The 15,629-nt window shown below is 62.3% G+C and carries 14 protein-coding genes and 1 other RNA gene; 9 read left to right on the forward strand and 6 right to left on the reverse strand.

Features of this window, described 5'->3' with window-relative positions:
• Window positions 1–5: 5 nt before the first annotated feature.
• From Q7C33_RS25730 to Q7C33_RS25760, 7 genes are all read left to right on the forward strand, one after another.
• Entirely contained in the window at window positions 6–545 is a 540-nt protein-coding gene (locus Q7C33_RS25730; RefSeq protein ID WP_030140897.1) for a FixH family protein, read from the forward strand.
• A gap of 157 nt (window positions 546–702) precedes the next feature.
• Entirely contained in the window at window positions 703–3,147 is a 2,445-nt protein-coding gene (locus tag Q7C33_RS25735) for a heavy metal translocating P-type ATPase (RefSeq protein WP_217861547.1), read from the forward strand.
• Between the two features lie 24 nt (window positions 3,148–3,171).
• Complete coding sequence (gene ccoS, locus Q7C33_RS25740) at window positions 3,172–3,390, forward strand: cbb3-type cytochrome oxidase assembly protein CcoS (RefSeq protein WP_030140895.1); 219 nt, start codon at window positions 3,172–3,174, stop codon at window positions 3,388–3,390.
• Entirely contained in the window at window positions 3,383–4,066 is a 684-nt protein-coding gene (locus Q7C33_RS25745) for a sulfite exporter TauE/SafE family protein (RefSeq protein ID WP_030140894.1), read from the forward strand. The genes ccoS and Q7C33_RS25745 overlap by 8 nt, the downstream gene beginning before the upstream one ends.
• A gap of 310 nt (window positions 4,067–4,376) precedes the next feature.
• On the forward strand, window positions 4,377–5,759 hold the full coding sequence (hemN, locus tag Q7C33_RS25750) for an oxygen-independent coproporphyrinogen III oxidase (RefSeq protein WP_407684348.1): 1,383 nt from the start codon (window positions 4,377–4,379) through the stop codon (window positions 5,757–5,759).
• A 95-nt stretch (window positions 5,760–5,854) separates the two neighbouring features.
• Complete coding sequence (gene fnr, locus Q7C33_RS25755; protein ID WP_030140892.1) at window positions 5,855–6,589, forward strand: fumarate/nitrate reduction transcriptional regulator Fnr; 735 nt, start codon at window positions 5,855–5,857, stop codon at window positions 6,587–6,589.
• A gap of 75 nt (window positions 6,590–6,664) precedes the next feature.
• On the forward strand, window positions 6,665–7,213 hold the full coding sequence (locus Q7C33_RS25760) for an adenine phosphoribosyltransferase (RefSeq protein WP_003183509.1): 549 nt from the start codon (window positions 6,665–6,667) through the stop codon (window positions 7,211–7,213).
• Between the two features lie 138 nt (window positions 7,214–7,351).
• Here Q7C33_RS25760 and recR read toward each other — a convergent pair whose 3' ends face one another.
• The 4 genes from recR to dnaX form a co-directional block, all read right to left on the reverse strand.
• A complete protein-coding gene (recR, locus tag Q7C33_RS25765) occupies window positions 7,352–7,954 on the reverse strand; it encodes a recombination mediator RecR (protein WP_407684349.1) in 603 nt (200 codons plus the stop codon).
• A 66-nt stretch (window positions 7,955–8,020) separates the two neighbouring features.
• Window positions 8,021–9,049 carry an NADP-dependent oxidoreductase gene (locus Q7C33_RS25770; protein WP_030140890.1) on the reverse strand — a complete coding sequence of 343 codons (1,029 nt, stop codon included), beginning with the start codon at window positions 9,047–9,049 and terminating at the stop codon, window positions 8,021–8,023.
• 298 nt (window positions 9,050–9,347) lie between these two features.
• Window positions 9,348–9,686, reverse strand: a complete 339-nt coding sequence (locus Q7C33_RS25775) for a YbaB/EbfC family nucleoid-associated protein (RefSeq protein WP_003183512.1) — start codon at window positions 9,684–9,686, stop codon at window positions 9,348–9,350.
• 64 nt (window positions 9,687–9,750) lie between these two features.
• Entirely contained in the window at window positions 9,751–11,826 is a 2,076-nt protein-coding gene (gene dnaX, locus Q7C33_RS25780) for a DNA polymerase III subunit gamma/tau (protein WP_407684350.1), read from the reverse strand.
• 143 nt (window positions 11,827–11,969) lie between these two features.
• Here dnaX and Q7C33_RS25785 point away from each other — a divergent pair, with 143 nt between their 5' ends.
• Entirely contained in the window at window positions 11,970–12,737 is a 768-nt protein-coding gene (locus tag Q7C33_RS25785; protein ID WP_407684351.1) for a substrate-binding periplasmic protein, read from the forward strand.
• On the opposite strand, the gene Q7C33_RS25790 is transcribed toward Q7C33_RS25785, so the two are convergent.
• Complete coding sequence (locus tag Q7C33_RS25790) at window positions 12,689–14,431, reverse strand: putative bifunctional diguanylate cyclase/phosphodiesterase (protein WP_198797581.1); 1,743 nt, start codon at window positions 14,429–14,431, stop codon at window positions 12,689–12,691. The two genes, Q7C33_RS25785 and Q7C33_RS25790, sit on opposite strands and share 49 nt — an antisense overlap.
• 339 nt (window positions 14,432–14,770) lie before the next feature.
• Here Q7C33_RS25790 and Q7C33_RS25795 point away from each other — a divergent pair, with 339 nt between their 5' ends.
• Window positions 14,771–15,085, forward strand: coding sequence for a helix-turn-helix domain-containing protein (locus Q7C33_RS25795; RefSeq protein WP_407684352.1), 315 nt, complete (start codon window positions 14,771–14,773; stop codon window positions 15,083–15,085).
• 182 nt (window positions 15,086–15,267) lie between these two features.
• Here the strand turns inward: Q7C33_RS25795 and ffs are convergent.
• Window positions 15,268–15,364: signal recognition particle sRNA small type (ffs, locus tag Q7C33_RS25800), an RNA gene on the reverse strand.
• Between the last annotated feature and the right edge of the window lie 265 nt (window positions 15,365–15,629).

The raw sequence follows: 15,629 nt of genomic DNA on the forward strand, positions 1-15,629 counted from the left end.
TGCCCATGCCTGCAGCAACCGCCACCAGCCCTTGGTACAAGCACCTCTGGCCGTGGATCATCATCGGGATCCTCGCCTGCTCGGTAACGCTGAGCCTGACCATGGTGACCATTGCGGTGAAGAATCCGGACAACTTGGTCAACGACAACTATTACGAGGCTGGCAAAGGCATCAATCGCTCGCTGGAGCGCGAACTGCTGGCCCAGACCCTGCAATTGCATGCCAATGTGCAATTGGACGACCTTACCGGTGAAGTCAACCTGCGCCTGAACGGCAACAGCCGGCCCCAGACCGTGGAACTGAGCCTGATCTCGCCGACGCAGCCGGAGAAGGACCGCAAGATTGTCCTGACCCGCAACGACAGCGAACCGGGGCGCTATGTTGGCCAGTTGGCGGACAAGATCGAAGGTCGGCGCTTTGTCGAATTGCTCGGTGTGGAGAACGACAAGACCTGGCGGCTGTTCGAAGAAGAGCAGGTCAATCACAACCAGGACATCCTGCTGGGCGATGAGCCGCTGCAAGGCGCTGAAGACCTGAAGAAATAAGCTGCTTTTGTGGCGAGGGAGCTTGCTCCCGCTGGGTCGCGAAGCGGCCCTGTTTTTGATCCGACATTCCTCGGGCATATTACGTATTGAAACACGACTGCTGCGCAGCCGAGCGGGAGCAAGCTCCCTCGCCACAAAAGGCCTTCACCCGACAACCATGACCACCCCACAACCCTGCTACCACTGCGCCCTGCCCGTCCCTCCCGGCAGCCGCTTCACCGCCGTTGTCCTCGGCGAGACCCGCGAGCTGTGCTGCCCGGGCTGCCAGGCGGTAGCCGAGGCGATCGTCGCCGGCGGGTTGGAAAGTTACTACCTACATCGCAGTGAAGCGTCGGCCAACCCCGAGACCTTGCCCGTCCAGTTGACCGATGAGCTGGCACTGTACGATCGCCCGGACGTGCAGCAATCGTTCGTCCGCCATGAAGGCGACCTGTCCGAGACCACCCTGCTCATGGAAGGCATCAGTTGCGCGGCCTGCGGCTGGCTGATCGAAAAACACCTGCGCACCTTGCCGGCCGTGGCCGAGGCGCGGCTGAACCTGTCCAACCATCGCCTGCACGTCCGCTGGGCCGATGCTCAATTGCCGCTGAGCACATTGCTCGCCGAACTGCGCCAGATCGGCTACGCCGCGCACCCCTACCAGGCCGATCAGGCCAGCGAACAGCTCGCTGCGCAGAACCGCCTGGCCCTGCGCCAATTAGGGGTGGCGGGGTTGTTGTGGTTCCAGGCGATGATGGCGACCATGGCCACCTGGCCGGAATTCAACATCGACCTGAGCCCTGAGATGCACACCATCCTGCGCTGGGTCGCGCTGTTCCTGACGACGCCGATCGTGTTCTACAGCTGCGCACCGTTTTTCAAAGGCGCCATGCGCGACCTGCGCACCCGCCACCTGACCATGGACGTTTCGGTGTCCCTGGCCATTGGCAGTGCCTACATCGCCGGAATCTGGACGTCCATCACCGGTGCCGGCGAGTTGTACTTCGATGCCGTCGGCATGTTCGCCCTGTTCCTGCTGGCCGGCCGCTACCTGGAACGGCGGGCCCGGGAACGCACCGCTGCCGCCACCGCGCAATTGGTCAACCTGCTGCCCGCCTCGTGCCTGCGCCTGGATGATCACGGCCAGAGCGAGCGCATCCTGCTCAGCGAACTGCGCACGGGCGACCGGGTATTGGTCCAGCCCGGCGCGATCCTGCCGGCCGACGGCCGAATTCTCGACGGCCAGTCCAGCGTCGATGAATCGCTGCTGACCGGCGAATACTTGCCACAACCCCGCCAGGTCGGCGACGCGGTCACTGCGGGTACGCTGAATGTCGACGGCGCCCTGACCGTCGAAGTGCAAGCGCTGGGCCATGACACCCGGCTGTCAGCCATCGTGCGGCTGCTGGAACGGGCCCAGGCCGAAAAGCCACGACTGGCGGAAATCGCCGACCGCGCAGCCCAATGGTTCCTGCTGTTTTCCTTGATTGCCGCAGTCGCCATCGGCCTGCTGTGGTGGTACCTGGACGCATCCCGCGCCTTCTGGATCGTCTTGGCAATGCTGGTCGCCACCTGCCCTTGCGCGCTCTCGCTGGCGACGCCGACTGCCCTGACCGCCGCCACTGGGACCTTGCACAAACTCGGACTGCTGTTGACCCGAGGTCATGTGCTGGAGGGCCTGAACCAGATCGACACGGTGATTTTCGACAAGACCGGGACCCTGACCGAAGGCCGCCTGGCGTTGCGCGCCATTCGACCGCTCGCCGCACTCGACAGCGACCAGTGCCTGGCCTTGGCCGCGGCGTTGGAAAATCGCTCGGAACATCCTATTGCCCGTGCCTTCGGTCGCGCCCCGCTGGCCGCCGAGCACGTCCAAAGCTTCCCGGGCCTGGGCCTGGAGGGTTCAGTGGGCGAGCAGAGACTGCGCATCGGCCATCCAGTGTTCGTCTGCGAACCGAGTGGCGCCGCGGTACCGTTGATGCCGGACGAACCCGGGCAATGGCTGCTGTTGGGGGATGATGTCGGCCCCCTGGCCTGGTTTGTCCTCGACGATCGTTTGCGCACGGATGCCCCGGCGCTGCTGGCCGCCTGCAAGGCGCGGGGCTGGCGGACACTGCTGCTGTCCGGCGACAGCTCGCCGATGGTTGCCAGCGTCGCCGCCGAACTGGGCATCGATGAAGCCCGCGGCGGCTTGCGTCCGGACGACAAGCTGGCAGTGCTCCAACAATTGCATCAGCAAGGCCGCAAGGTGCTGATGCTCGGCGATGGTGTGAACGACGTGCCGGTATTGGCGGCGGCGGACATCAGCGTCGCCATGGGTTCGGCCACCGACCTGGCCAAGACCAGCGCCGACGCGGTGCTGCTGTCCAATCGCCTCGATGCCTTGATCCATGCCTTCAGCCTGGCCCGGCGCACCCGTCGGGTGATCATCGAGAACCTGGTCTGGGCAGGGCTGTACAATGGGCTCATGTTGCCGTTCGCCGCCCTCGGCTGGATCACGCCGGTGTGGGCCGCGGTCGGCATGTCCATCAGTTCGCTGACCGTGGTGCTGAATGCGCTGAGGCTGACCCGTCAACCGCAGGCGCTCGACGCCACGCCCGATACCCGCCCGCTGCCGGCCTGAGCCGCGCGGGCATGGAGTTCCGACATGCCAGCTCTCTACGTAATGATCCCGGCCGCGCTGCTGATCGTGGCCATCGCCGTGTACATTTTTTTCTGGGCCGTGGACAGCGGACAGTACGACGACCTTGATGGTCCGGCCCACAGCATCCTGTTCGACGACCAGGACCCGAACCACAAGGCGGCAGTGGACGAAGCCAGCGGCGAGGTCCAGAAACCGGACGACAAGGCGCCGCCCCATGCTTGACCTGGCACCGCTGCTGGTTTCAGCCGTCATCCTGGGTCTATTGGGCGGCGGCCATTGCCTGGGCATGTGTGGCGGCCTGATGGGCGCCCTCACCCTGGCGATTCCCAAGGACCAACGCAGCCGCCGCTTTCGGCTGTTGCTGGCGTACAACCTCGGACGGATCCTGAGCTACGCCACCGCTGGCTTGCTGATCGGCCTGGCCGGCTGGGCCGTCGCCAACAGCCCGGCGGCGATGATCATGCGCGTGCTGGCCGGTTTGCTGCTGATCGCCATGGGCCTGTACCTCGCCGGATGGTGGAGCGGCCTGACCCGCATCGAAAGTATCGGTCGTGGTTTGTGGCGACATATCCAGCCTGTCGCCAACCGCTTGCTGCCAGTGTCGAGCGTGCCTCGGGCCTTGCTGCTCGGCGCATTATGGGGCTGGTTGCCGTGCGGATTGGTCTACAGCACCCTGCTGTGGTCCGCCAGCCAGGGCAATGCGCTGGACAGTGCGCTGTTGATGCTCGCCTTCGGCCTCGGCACCTGGCCGGTGCTGCTCGCCACCGGCCTGGCGGCCGAGCGCGTCACCGCGCTGCTGCGCAAACGCAGCGTACGCATGGCCGGGGGATTGTTGGTGATTGTCTTCGGTATCTGGACGCTGCCAGGGCCGCATCAGCATTGGCTCATGGGGCACTGAGCGAATCGCCATCTTCGCCAGCCATTCAGAGAGAATGAACTCAACCACCGCAACAGCCCCCGTGGCGAGGGAGCTTGCTCCCGCTGGCCTGCAGAGCAGGCCCCTACGATCTTCAGGCAGAACGCATCTAGCTGATATTGCGTCTGCTGCGCAGCCGAGCGGGAGCAAGCTCCCTCGCCACGGGTCTTGAGTGGTCTGGACAGACGTCGCCCCTCGACGACTGCTGATGCGCCGTTGACGCAAATCAACACCCCCCTCCCCACGCCCCCATAGACTCCCGACCATGCCAGCCTATCCGGGGAACGCCCGCATGCTCGACGCCATTCGTTGGGACTCAGACCTGATCCGCCGCTACGACCTGGCGGGACCACGCTACACCTCGTACCCGACCGCGGCACAGTTCGGCAGCCAGGTGAGCTCGTTCGACCTGCTTCACGCCCTGCGCGACAGCCGCAAGGCGCTCAAGCCGCTATCGCTGTATGTGCACGTGCCGTTTTGCGCGAACATCTGCTACTACTGCGCCTGCAACAAGGTCATCACCAAGGACCGCGGTCGCGCCCATGCCTACCTGCAACGCCTGGAGCAGGAAATCCAGCTGATCGGCTGCCATCTCGACCCCGCCCAGCGCGTCGAACAACTGCATTTGGGCGGTGGCACCCCGACGTTCCTCAGTCACGACGAGCTGCGCCAGTTGATGGCCAAGCTGCGCCAGCACTTGAACCTGATGGACGACGATTCCGGCGACTACAGCATCGAGATCGACCCTCGCGAAGCCGACTGGTCGACCATGGGCCTGTTGCGGGAATTGGGTTTCAACCGGGTCAGCGTCGGCCTGCAAGACCTCGACCCGGCCGTCCAGCGCGCCGTCAATCGCCTGCAAAGCCTGGAAGAAACCCGTGCCGTGATCGAAGCGGCGCGGACCTTGCAGTTTCGCTCGATCAACATCGACCTCATCTACGGCCTGCCCAAGCAGACCCCGGACAATTTCGCGCGCACCGTCGAGGAAGTCATCAACCTGCAACCGGACCGCCTCTCGGTGTTCAATTACGCCCACCTGCCGGAACGCTTCATGCCCCAGCGGCGCATCAACAGCCTGGACCTGCCAAACCCCGAGCAGAAACTCGCCATGCTGCAAGGCACCATTGAACAACTGACCGCCGCCGGATACCGCTACATCGGCATGGACCACTTTGCCCTGCCCGACGACGAACTGGCGATCGCTCAGGAAGAGGCGACATTGCAGCGTAACTTCCAGGGCTACACCACCCATGGCCACTGCGATCTGATCGGCCTAGGGGTGTCGGCCATCAGCCAGGTCGGCGATCTGTACTGCCAGAACAGCAGCGACCTGAACCATTACCAGAACACATTGGCCGATGGGCAACTGGCAACCAGTCGCGGGCTGGTGTGCAACGCCGACGACCGAGCGCGTCGAGCGGTGATCCAGCAACTGATCTGCCACTTCATCCTGGCGTTCGCCGAAATCGAGCAACGCTTCAACATCGATTTCCGTGACTATTTTGCATCGTCATGGCCGCAGTTGCAGGTCATGGCCGACGATGGCCTGATCGAATTGACGGACACGCATCTCCAGGTCTTGCCTGCCGGGCGCCTGCTGGTGCGCTCGATCTGCATGGTGTTCGATGCCTATCTGGAGCAGCAAAACCGGCAGCGTTTTTCCCGAGTCATCTGAGCGCGACAATTTGACGGTAACGCTGCACTGGCCGGAGTGTGTGCGCTGGGTTACCCTTACGTCTAATGTGTGTTTTTCCCACAAGGATTTAAGAAATGTCCGAGCCAGTCAAATCGCGCGCTCATAACCAGGCTCATTGCAAGGATTGCAGCCTGGCCCCTCTCTGTCTGCCACTTTCGCTGAATCTGGAGGACATGGACGCGCTGGACGACATCGTCAAGCGGGGACGTCCCTTGAAAAAAGGCGAGTTCCTGTTCCGCCAGGGCGATGCCTTCGACTCGGTCTACGCCGTGCGCTCGGGCGCCCTGAAGACGTTCAACCTGAGCGACGGTGGCGAAGAACAGCTCACCGGGTTCCACCTGCCCAGTGAACTGGTGGGCCTGTCCGGCATGGACACCGAAAGCCATCCGGTCTCGGCCCAGGCGCTGGAAACCACTTCCGTGTGCGAAATCCCCTTCGATCGCCTGGATGAACTGGCCATACAGCTGCCGCAGCTGCGCCGCCAGTTGATGCGGGTGATGAGCCGGGAGATCCGCGACGACCAGCAAATGATGCTGTTGCTCTCGAAGAAGACCGCCGATGAGCGCATTGCGACGTTCCTGGTCAACCTCTCGGCGCGCTTCCGTGCCCGTGGGTTTTCGGCCAATCAGTTTCGCTTGAGCATGTCGCGCAACGAAATCGGCAACTACCTGGGCCTGGCGGTGGAAACCGTGTCCCGGGTGTTTACCCGGTTCCAGCAGAATGAATTGATTGCCGCCGAGGGCAAGGAGATCCATATCCTTGATCCGATCCAGCTCTGCGCTTTGGCTGGCGGCTCGGTCGACGGCTGATGCGCTTGCGCGGCTGAGGCTTTCGCCTCGCCGCGCTATACTGCCGCGTTTGCAGCCAGCCAGGACACCTCAACGATGGTCTTCGACTCCTTCGACATCAAATCCCTGATCCGCCCCGTGATCGATTTCCCCAAGCCAGGCGTGATCTTTCGCGATATCACACCGTTGTTTCAGTCACCCACGGCCCTGCGGCTGGTCATGGACAGTTTCGCCCACCGTTATGTCGAGGCCGAGTTCACGCACATCGGCGCGATGGATGCACGCGGCTTCCTGATTGGCTCGATCCTCGCCTATCAGTTGAACAAGCCTCTGGTGCTGTTTCGCAAGCAAGGCAAACTGCCGGCCGACGTATTGGCCGAGGGTTACCAGACCGAGTACGGCGAAGCCTTCCTGGAAGTCCACGCGGACAGCCTGTGCGAAGGGGATTCGGTGGTGATGTTCGATGACCTGATCGCCACGGGCGGCACGTTGATCGCCGCCGCCAACCTGATCCGCCGCATGGGTGCGAAGGTCCACGAAGCGGCCGCGATCATTGATCTGCCGGAGCTGCTCGGGTCCCAGCGCCTGGAAGACATGGGCATCCCGACGTTCTGCCTGACGCAGTTTTCGCTCAGCGAAAAATAACCTCCAAACAACGAATAACCCTGTGGGAGCGAGCTTGCTCGCGATGGCGGTGGATCAGTTGATACTTATACTGGCTGACACACCGCTATCGCGAGCAAGCTCGCTCCCACAGGGGGTTGTGTGGGGGTTGTGTGGCGGTTATAAGGCGATCGGCTTACGCCCCGCAAACGAATGCGCCAGCGTCCCGCCGTCCACCAGCTCAAGCTCCCCACCCAGCGGCACGCCGTGGGCGATGCGAGAGGCCACCAGGCCTTTATTGCTCAGGAACTGGGCGATGTAATGGGCGGTAGCTTCGCCTTCGACCGTCGGGTTGGTGGCGAGGATGACTTCGGTAAACGTGCCCGCCTCCTCGATCCGCGCCATCAATTGTGGAATGCCAATCGCCTCGGGCCCCAGGCCGTCGAGCGGCGACAAGTGCCCCTTGAGCACAAAGTAACGGCCACGAAAACCGGTCTGCTCCACCGCATAGACGTCCATCGGCCCCTCCACCACACAAAGCAGGCTGTCGTCCCGACGCGGGTCGGCGCATTGCGGACAAAGGTCGTCCTCGGTCAGGGTCCGGCACAGGCGACAGTGCCCTACCCCTTCCATGGCCTGGCTCAAGGCCTGGGCCAGGCGCGAGCCGCCGCTGCGATCACGCTCGAGCAATTGCAACGCCATGCGCTGGGCGGTTTTCTGACCCACGCCCGGCAAGGTTCGCAGGGCATCAATCAGTTGGCGGATCAAAGGGCTGAAGCTCATCGAGGAAACGTCCGACATAACAACGAGACGCGGTTTATACCCGCGCCTCCGATTAGCGTCAAATACTCAATCGCGCGCCACCCGCACGACCAGCTTGCCGAAATTGCGCCCTTCCAGCAGGCCGATGAACGCCTGTGGTGCATTCTCCAGTCCGTCGACGACGTCTTCGCGGAACTTGACCCGGCCGTCGCGCACCCAAGGCGCCATGGCGCTGATGAATTCCGGCTGGCGGTCACCGTAGTCATCGAACACGATGAAACCCTGGATGCGCACGCGTTTGGTCAACAGGGTGCGCTGTAGCTGCGGCAGGCGATCCGGACCACTTGGCGGCTGATGATCATTGTAGGACGCGATCAAACCGCAAAGCGGGATGCGCGCCTTGGCGTTGAGCAATGGCAGCACTGCCTCAAAAACCTTTCCGCCGACGTTTTCGTAATAGATATCAATGCCCTTGTCGCAGGCCCGAGCCAGCTCTTCGGCAAAATTCGCGCTCTTGTGGTCGATGCAGGCGTCGAACCCCAGCTCATCGACCACGTATTTGCATTTTTCACCGCCACCGGCCACGCCCACCACCCGCAGGCCCTTGATCTTTGCCACTTGGCCGACCACTGAGCCCACCGCGCCGGAGGCCGCCGCCACGACCAGGGTTTCTCCCGCCTTGGGTTGGCCAATGTCCATCAACCCCATGTAGGCGGTCATGCCGGGCATGCCCAAAACACCCAGCGCCATCGAAGGGCTGGGCAATCCTGAAGGGATTGGAATGACATTGCGCCCATCGCTGATGCAGTGGCTTTGCCAACCCGTGGCGCCCACCACCAGATCACCCTCCTGGAATTTCGGGTGCATCGAGCGCTCCACGCGACTGACAGCGCCACCGGTCATCACTTCGTCGATTTGTACCGGGGCCGCGTAGGACGGTGCGTCACTCATGCGCCCGCGCATATAGGGGTCCAGGGACAGGAACAGCGTCTTGAGCAGGATCTGCCCTTCGGCCAGATCCGGCAGCGTCATGTGTTCAAGGCGAAAATTTTCAGCGGTTGGCGCGCCGGTGGGGCGCGAGGCCAGGACGATGCGCTGGTTGGAAATCGATGACATGGGGCGTCTCCTTGTTCGTTGAGCGGACACGTATAGGGAGCAGACCATTGCCGAGGGGGCGGCGTTCGATGTTTGTTCGGTTGGACCGCAGTGGCCGCATCGTCGGAACGCCGCCCGGAGCAAGCTCGCTCCCACAGGGTTCATGGGTGAACACACATCTTGTATTCATCACAATCTACTGTGGGAGAGCTTGCTCGCGATAGCGATCTGGCATCCACTGCTATCTCTGAAGCAGAAACAAAAATGCCAGGCGCGATGCCTGGCATTGTGTGTAGCCCATCCCGACCGGGATGGCGAATCAGAACGGCAGTTTCATGCCCGGCGGCAATTGCATGCCCGCGGTCATGCCGGACATCTTGTCCTGGCTGTTGGCTTCGATCTTGCGCACCGCGTCGTTGACAGCAGCGGCGAACAGGGCTTCGAGCATTTCCTTGTCGTCTTCGCTCAGGCCTTCGACCACGCTTGGGTCGATGCTGACGCGCTTGATGTCATGGCGACCGGTCATGACCACGGTCACCATGTCGCCACCGGACTTGCCGGTGACTTCGGCGTTGGCCAACTCTTCCTGCATCTTGGCCATTTTTTCCTGCATCTGCTGCGCCTGCTTCATCAGGCCGGCCATGCCACCTTTCATCATGGGAATCACCTCGAAAGTACTTGGATAAACAACGCGCCCGGCCGGCACGGCCCGGCGCCTTCAGTTATGAGCCCTGGGGGACCGGGGCCTCGACAGGTTCGATAGTATCGTGACGGACCACGGCGCCGAACTGTTGCATCATCTGCTGGATGAACGGATCGTTGTGGATCGATTCCTCGGCTTCACGCTGCCGGTCGGCACGGCGCCGGGACGCGGCCTGGGCCGGCGTTTCCTGCTCGGGCTTGATCAGCTCGATGGTCAACGCCAGGGTGCGCTGATGGTACTGGTTCAGCGCATCGTTGAGGCGACGCTGCTGGGTGGCGTTGAACAGCGCGCTGTGGGCCGGGTCCAGGTGCAGCAACCAATGGTCACCTTCCACCGAGATCAGCGTGCAGTTGGCGGCGATGCTGCCGGTCATGCCGCTGATCTGCAGCTTCGGGAACAGCTCCAGCCATTGCAGGGCCAATCCGGTGGCCGGCATCGCCGCCGGTTCCGGCTCGGGCTCCGGGGCCGGCTCGGCGGCATGCTCGCTGGCCAGGTCATCCAGGTAGCTGTAGGCCGAATCCATGTCCGGTTCGATGTAGTCCTCGTCCAGCGGCGGCTCGTCGTCCAGGTCGATGCCCGGCGTGGCGACATCGACGTCGGCCACCGTTGGCTCCGGCATCGGTGCAGCCACCCACTCCGGCGCGTCAGGCACTGCGCTGTCCGGCGTGGGCATGGGCATCGGCGGCAATTCAGGCTGCTCGGCAACGATCTCCAAAACGGGCTCGACGGCCGGTTGCTGGACAACTTCCGGCTCGACCGGATCGTTCCAAGGCAGGTCGATAACGTCTTCGGCAACCGGCTCGGGAAGCGCCTCGGCGCGCGGCTCAGGTTCCGGCTCGGGTGTCGCGACGACAGGCGCCGGCACCGGCTGGGCTACAGGCGCCACCTCTGCCGGAACAGGAGCCGCTGCCGGCGCAACCACGGGCGCGGCAGCCACTGGCTTGGCGGAATCAGCTGTGGCCTGGCTGATCCCCACTGGCTTTAGCGCTTGTCTCGGCGCATCCGACGTATCGGCGGGCCGGAACGCAAGCATCCGCAGCAAGACCATTTCGAAACCGCCTCGCGGGTCCGGCGCCAGGGGCAGGTCGCGACGGCCGATCAGGCCCATCTGGTAATAGAACTGCACGTCCTCGGCCGGCAGCGCCTGGGCCAGGGCCAGTACGCGATCACGGTCGCCATGACCGTTGTCGACGCCATCAGGCAGGGCCTGGGCGATGGCGACACGGTGCAGCACGTTGAGAATTTCCGAGAGCACGCCATTCCAGTCCGGGCCCTGCTCGGCCAGGTGACGCACCGCTTCCAGCAGCGCCTTGGCATCGCCTTCGATCAATGCGTGCAAGACGTCATAGACCTGGCCGTGATCAAGCGTGCCAAGCATCGCCCGCACATCGGCGGCCATGACCTTGCCTTCGCCGAACGCGATGGCCTGGTCGGTCAGGCTCATGGCGTCGCGCATCGAACCATCGGCGGCGCGGCCTAACAGCCACAGCGCGTCGTCTTCAAACGGCACGTTCTCGACGCCCAGCACGTGGGTCAAATGCTCGACGACGCGTTCCGGCGTCATGTTCTTGAGGGAGAACTGCAAGCACCGCGACAGAATCGTTGCAGGGAGTTTCTGCGGATCGGTGGTCGCCAGGATGAACTTGACGTAGGGCGGCGGTTCTTCGAGGGTCTTGAGCAGCGCATTGAAGGAATGGCTGGAGAGCATGTGCACTTCGTCGATCAGGTAGACCTTGAAGCGCCCACGGCTCGGCGCGTACTGCACGTTGTCGAGCAGTTCGCGGGTGTCCTCGACCTTGGTGCGGCTGGCGGCGTCGATTTCGATCAGGTCGACAAAACGGCCTTCGTCGATTTCCCGGCAGACCGAACATTCGCCGCAGGGCGACGAGGTGATGCCGGTTTCACAGTTCAGGCACTTGGCGATGATCCGCGCGATGGTGGTCTTGCCCACGCCACGGGTGCCCGTGAACAGATAGGCGTGGTGCAGCCGCTGGCTGTCCAAGGCATTGATCAGAGCCTTGAGCACATGGGTCTGGCCGACCATTTCGCGGAACGAGCGCGGACGCCATTTACGTGCAAGAACCTGATAACTCATCGAAAACCGTCGCAACGAAGGAACATAAGCGGCTAATGCTAGCGGAGCAGGGGCGAAATTGCATCCGGTGTGCTCGTCTAATCTGGCTAAGCTAGGTTGAGCAGCTCGATTGTCGGCACGTTTTTGTATAGTCAGGAGAGTTTATGCGTTCGGCCATGGGGGCTTTGCTGTTGTTGGGAACGGGATGTTTCGCAGAAGAGGTCCCCTTGCGCTTCGCCATTACCGATGGCTGGGCCATGCCCATGGTGCAGATAGAGAGGGGCCGTCCAACCCAGGGCATCCTGCCGGATATCATGACCAGCCTGGCGACCCGAGTGGGCATGCCGGCGCAATTCCACGTGCTTTCCCGCGCGAGACTCGATGGCGCCATGGAGCACGGTGAAATAGACATGCGGTGTTACGTCTCGCCTGATTGGGTGGACCACGAAGCGCCCGACTACCTTTGGAGTGTCCCGCTGTTTTTTCAGCGCGATGTACTGGTCGGCTCGTCCAGCGCTCCGGTGAAAATCAACCCCGCGGCGCTGGCACAGCAATCGATCGGCACCGTGCTCAGCTATAGGTATCCTACCCTTCAGCCTTTGTTCGACAACGGCCATCTCCGGCGGGACGACGCACGCAGCCAGGACCAGGTGCTGGCAAAGCTGCTGGCGGGACGTTATCACTATGCGGTCAGCAATCAATGGGCGTTGGACTGGTTCAACCAACGCCACACCGCTGACCGGCAATTGCACGAAGTCGCGGTCCTCCAGGAACAGCAACTGAGCTGTTACCTGCGCAATGACCCGAACATCCCGGTGCAACGCATTCTGCACACCTTGCAGGAGATGAAGGCATCCGGGGAAATCGACGCAATCATCCAGCTTTATACCGGCCGCGGTGACGGGTCGCAGGCCAGCGCCGCTTCGCTCTGATCGGCTGGCCGGGCCTGCCATTGGAACGGTGGAATAAACGTCTTGACCCAGCCCGGTATCTGCCTGGCGGGCATCGGTCGGGCGATGAAATAACCCTGGGCCACTTCACAACCCAGGTCCAACAGGAGCTGCCCATGCTCCAGGCTGTCCAATCCCTCCGCGACCACCTGCCGACCAAATGCCCGGGCAAGGCCGATCACCGCTTCGGTCAAGGCCAGGTCGTCCCGGTCATTGAGAATATCGCGCACGAACGTCTTGTCGATCTTGATGGTTTGCGTGCGCAGGTGCTTGAGGTCGTTGAGCGAACAATTCCCCGTACCGAAGCCGCCCAGGGAAAAGCCCACGCCCAAGGCCTGGCACGCCTGGAGGCAAGCGCTGACATGCGCCAGGTTTTCCACGGCCACCGACTCGACGATTTGCAGGTCGAGCATGCGCGGCGACACCGCCGGATGCCGTTCCAGTACCTGCCGCAGCCGCTCGACAAAGTCCGCCCGCTGAAAATGCCGCGCCGAAATATTGATGCTGACCGGCCAGCCCGGTCCCGTCCGTTGCCATTGTTGAAGCTGGGTCAATACCTGTTCCATGACCCATTCGCCGATGTCGACGATCAGATCGGTTTCCTCCACCAACGGCAGGAATTCCCGTGGCGGCACCAGGCCTCGCTGCGGATGCTTCCAGCGCAACAAGGCCTCGAGCCCGACCACCACACCATCGCGCATATTGACCTTTGGCTGAAAATGCAACCGCAACTCATTGTCGGCCAGCGCCTGCCGCACCCGCTCTACGGTCTGGTACGTGGCCCGCACTTCCTTGTCCCTGGAAACGTCGAACAGATGGAAGCGATTGCGACCGCTCTGCTTGGCCACGTACATCGCCTGGTCGGCGTGGCGCAGCAGCGTGTCGGCGTCCTCGTTGTCCCACGGAGACAGCGTGACGCCGATGCTGGCAAAGACGTTGATGGCCTTGCCGTCGATGACATAAGGCATGGAAACCGCGATCAGGACCCGGTTCAAGGCCGCATGCAATTCGTCCATCCCTCGCACATGGCGCAACACCAGGACGAACTCATCCCCGGCCAGCCGCGCCACGACGTCTTCGCCACGCACGATGCTGCGCAGGCGCCTGGCGACTTCCACCAGCAGCCGATCGCCACTGGCATGGCCATACCCGTCGTTGACGGCCTTGAAGCCATCGAGGTCGAGCATGCACACGGCCAAGGGCAAGTTTTCCACCCGGGAAAACGCCAGGGCCTGGTCCAGCAGTTCGGATAAATAGGTGCGATTGGGCAAGCCGGTGAGCACGTCGTGACCGACACGCCATTGCAAGGAATGCAGCAACCGACGCTTCTCGCTGACGTCAAAACGAATCGCCAGATAACGCTTGATCTTCCCTGTCGCTTCGTCGATCACCGGCACCAGGGTGGTATCGACCCAATGCAACGCCCCATCCTTGGCCCGATTACAGATCTCGCCCTTCCAGATCTTGCCCAAGACGATGGTGCGCCACATGGCGCTGAAGAACTCACTGGGATGTTGGCCCGAGTTGAGCACGCGGTGGTCTGCCCCCAGCAACTCATCCCGACCGTAGCCAAACAGGCTGCAGAATTGATCATTGACGTAAGTGATGCGCCCGCTCAAATCGGTTTCGGAAAAGATCGCGGCGGCGTCAACAGCCCTGCGGTACTTCTTATCCATCGAAGCAGTCATCCATGAGTCAGGCTCGTTTGTCGCGCACGGTTGCACCGCCCCCGCAGAGGCGAAAATCAACTAGGCTCAAATACCTTGAGAAAGCTGGAGCATGGACGCTGGCGGTGCGACCTGAAAAGCTCCAGGCCCCGCCCTGTGTCGCTGCAAAAGAAGCGCGAGCCCCGGTCTTTCCTGCACACCGGCTCCTGAAGCAGGTCACTAAAATACCCATGCCAAAGGCCGATTCTACGAAACGCATCACATTTTGCAAAGCAAGGTGATGGAACGAGCGGTTGCCTAATGCGAAGATCTATCGTTAAGTTCTTGATTCTGAATGGGAATTAAGCGATGCGAATTTCAAGTCTGGGTCCGGCCATCAGACGCTACCGCAAAGTAGCGGGGCTCACTCAGGCTGAACTTGGCGAAAAAACCGGTTTCGACCCGAAAACCATCAGCCGCTTCGAAACCGGCGCCTACACTCCGAGCGTCGAAGCCCTGTTCCTGTTTGCCGACGCACTGGACGTCCAGCTCAAGGCATTCTTCGCTGACATGGGCGCCGAAGACGAGCAGCGGGCGTACCTGTTCAACATCATTCACAAAGCCACCCCGAAGGACCTTGGGAAGCTGATCGTGGCGGTTGACCAGGCGCTGTCCAAGCCTTGATGCAGTGAAATAGAAGCAGGGGGTGCCAACGGCACGTCTCGGTCTCCTTGTTGGCGCTCGGCTGCCTTGTCCGCGAAAACCAGGGCAGCAGAAAGCACCGATCAGTGTCGATCAGCAAAACAACAAGAAATTTTGAGTTTGGCAAACCTTGCGAACGAAGGCCTGGAGCGTTATGGAGGCAACCCCACCAGCCACACCCCGGCACACAATGTTCCCGCTGTGGCTGCTTCCTTCCGGATCTGACCAGGTTCACGGGTAATCGTTGCGGGGGGACCGATGGGGTCACCATAACGACGCCCGCCTGACGGCGAGCCGCGCCATTGTACCTATCTGACAAGAAGTTACAACCGTTCGTGGCGGATTAAAAACTGAAGATGTTCAAGCACTTGCTATGGGATCCCGGTTTGCCTGCGAGGGTGTCGGCACGTTCAGCATGACGTTGGCTGACCGGCCGCTATCGCGAGCAAGCTCGCTCCCACAGGGGTTCTGTGCCCGGACGTCAGAGCTGCGGACAACCGCCAGCCAGTGTGGGAGCGAGCCTGCT

It is taken from the genome of Pseudomonas sp. BP11-1-1 (assembly GCF_052112105.1).
GTDB classification, from domain to species: domain Bacteria; phylum Pseudomonadota; class Gammaproteobacteria; order Pseudomonadales; family Pseudomonadaceae; genus Aquipseudomonas; species Aquipseudomonas alvandae.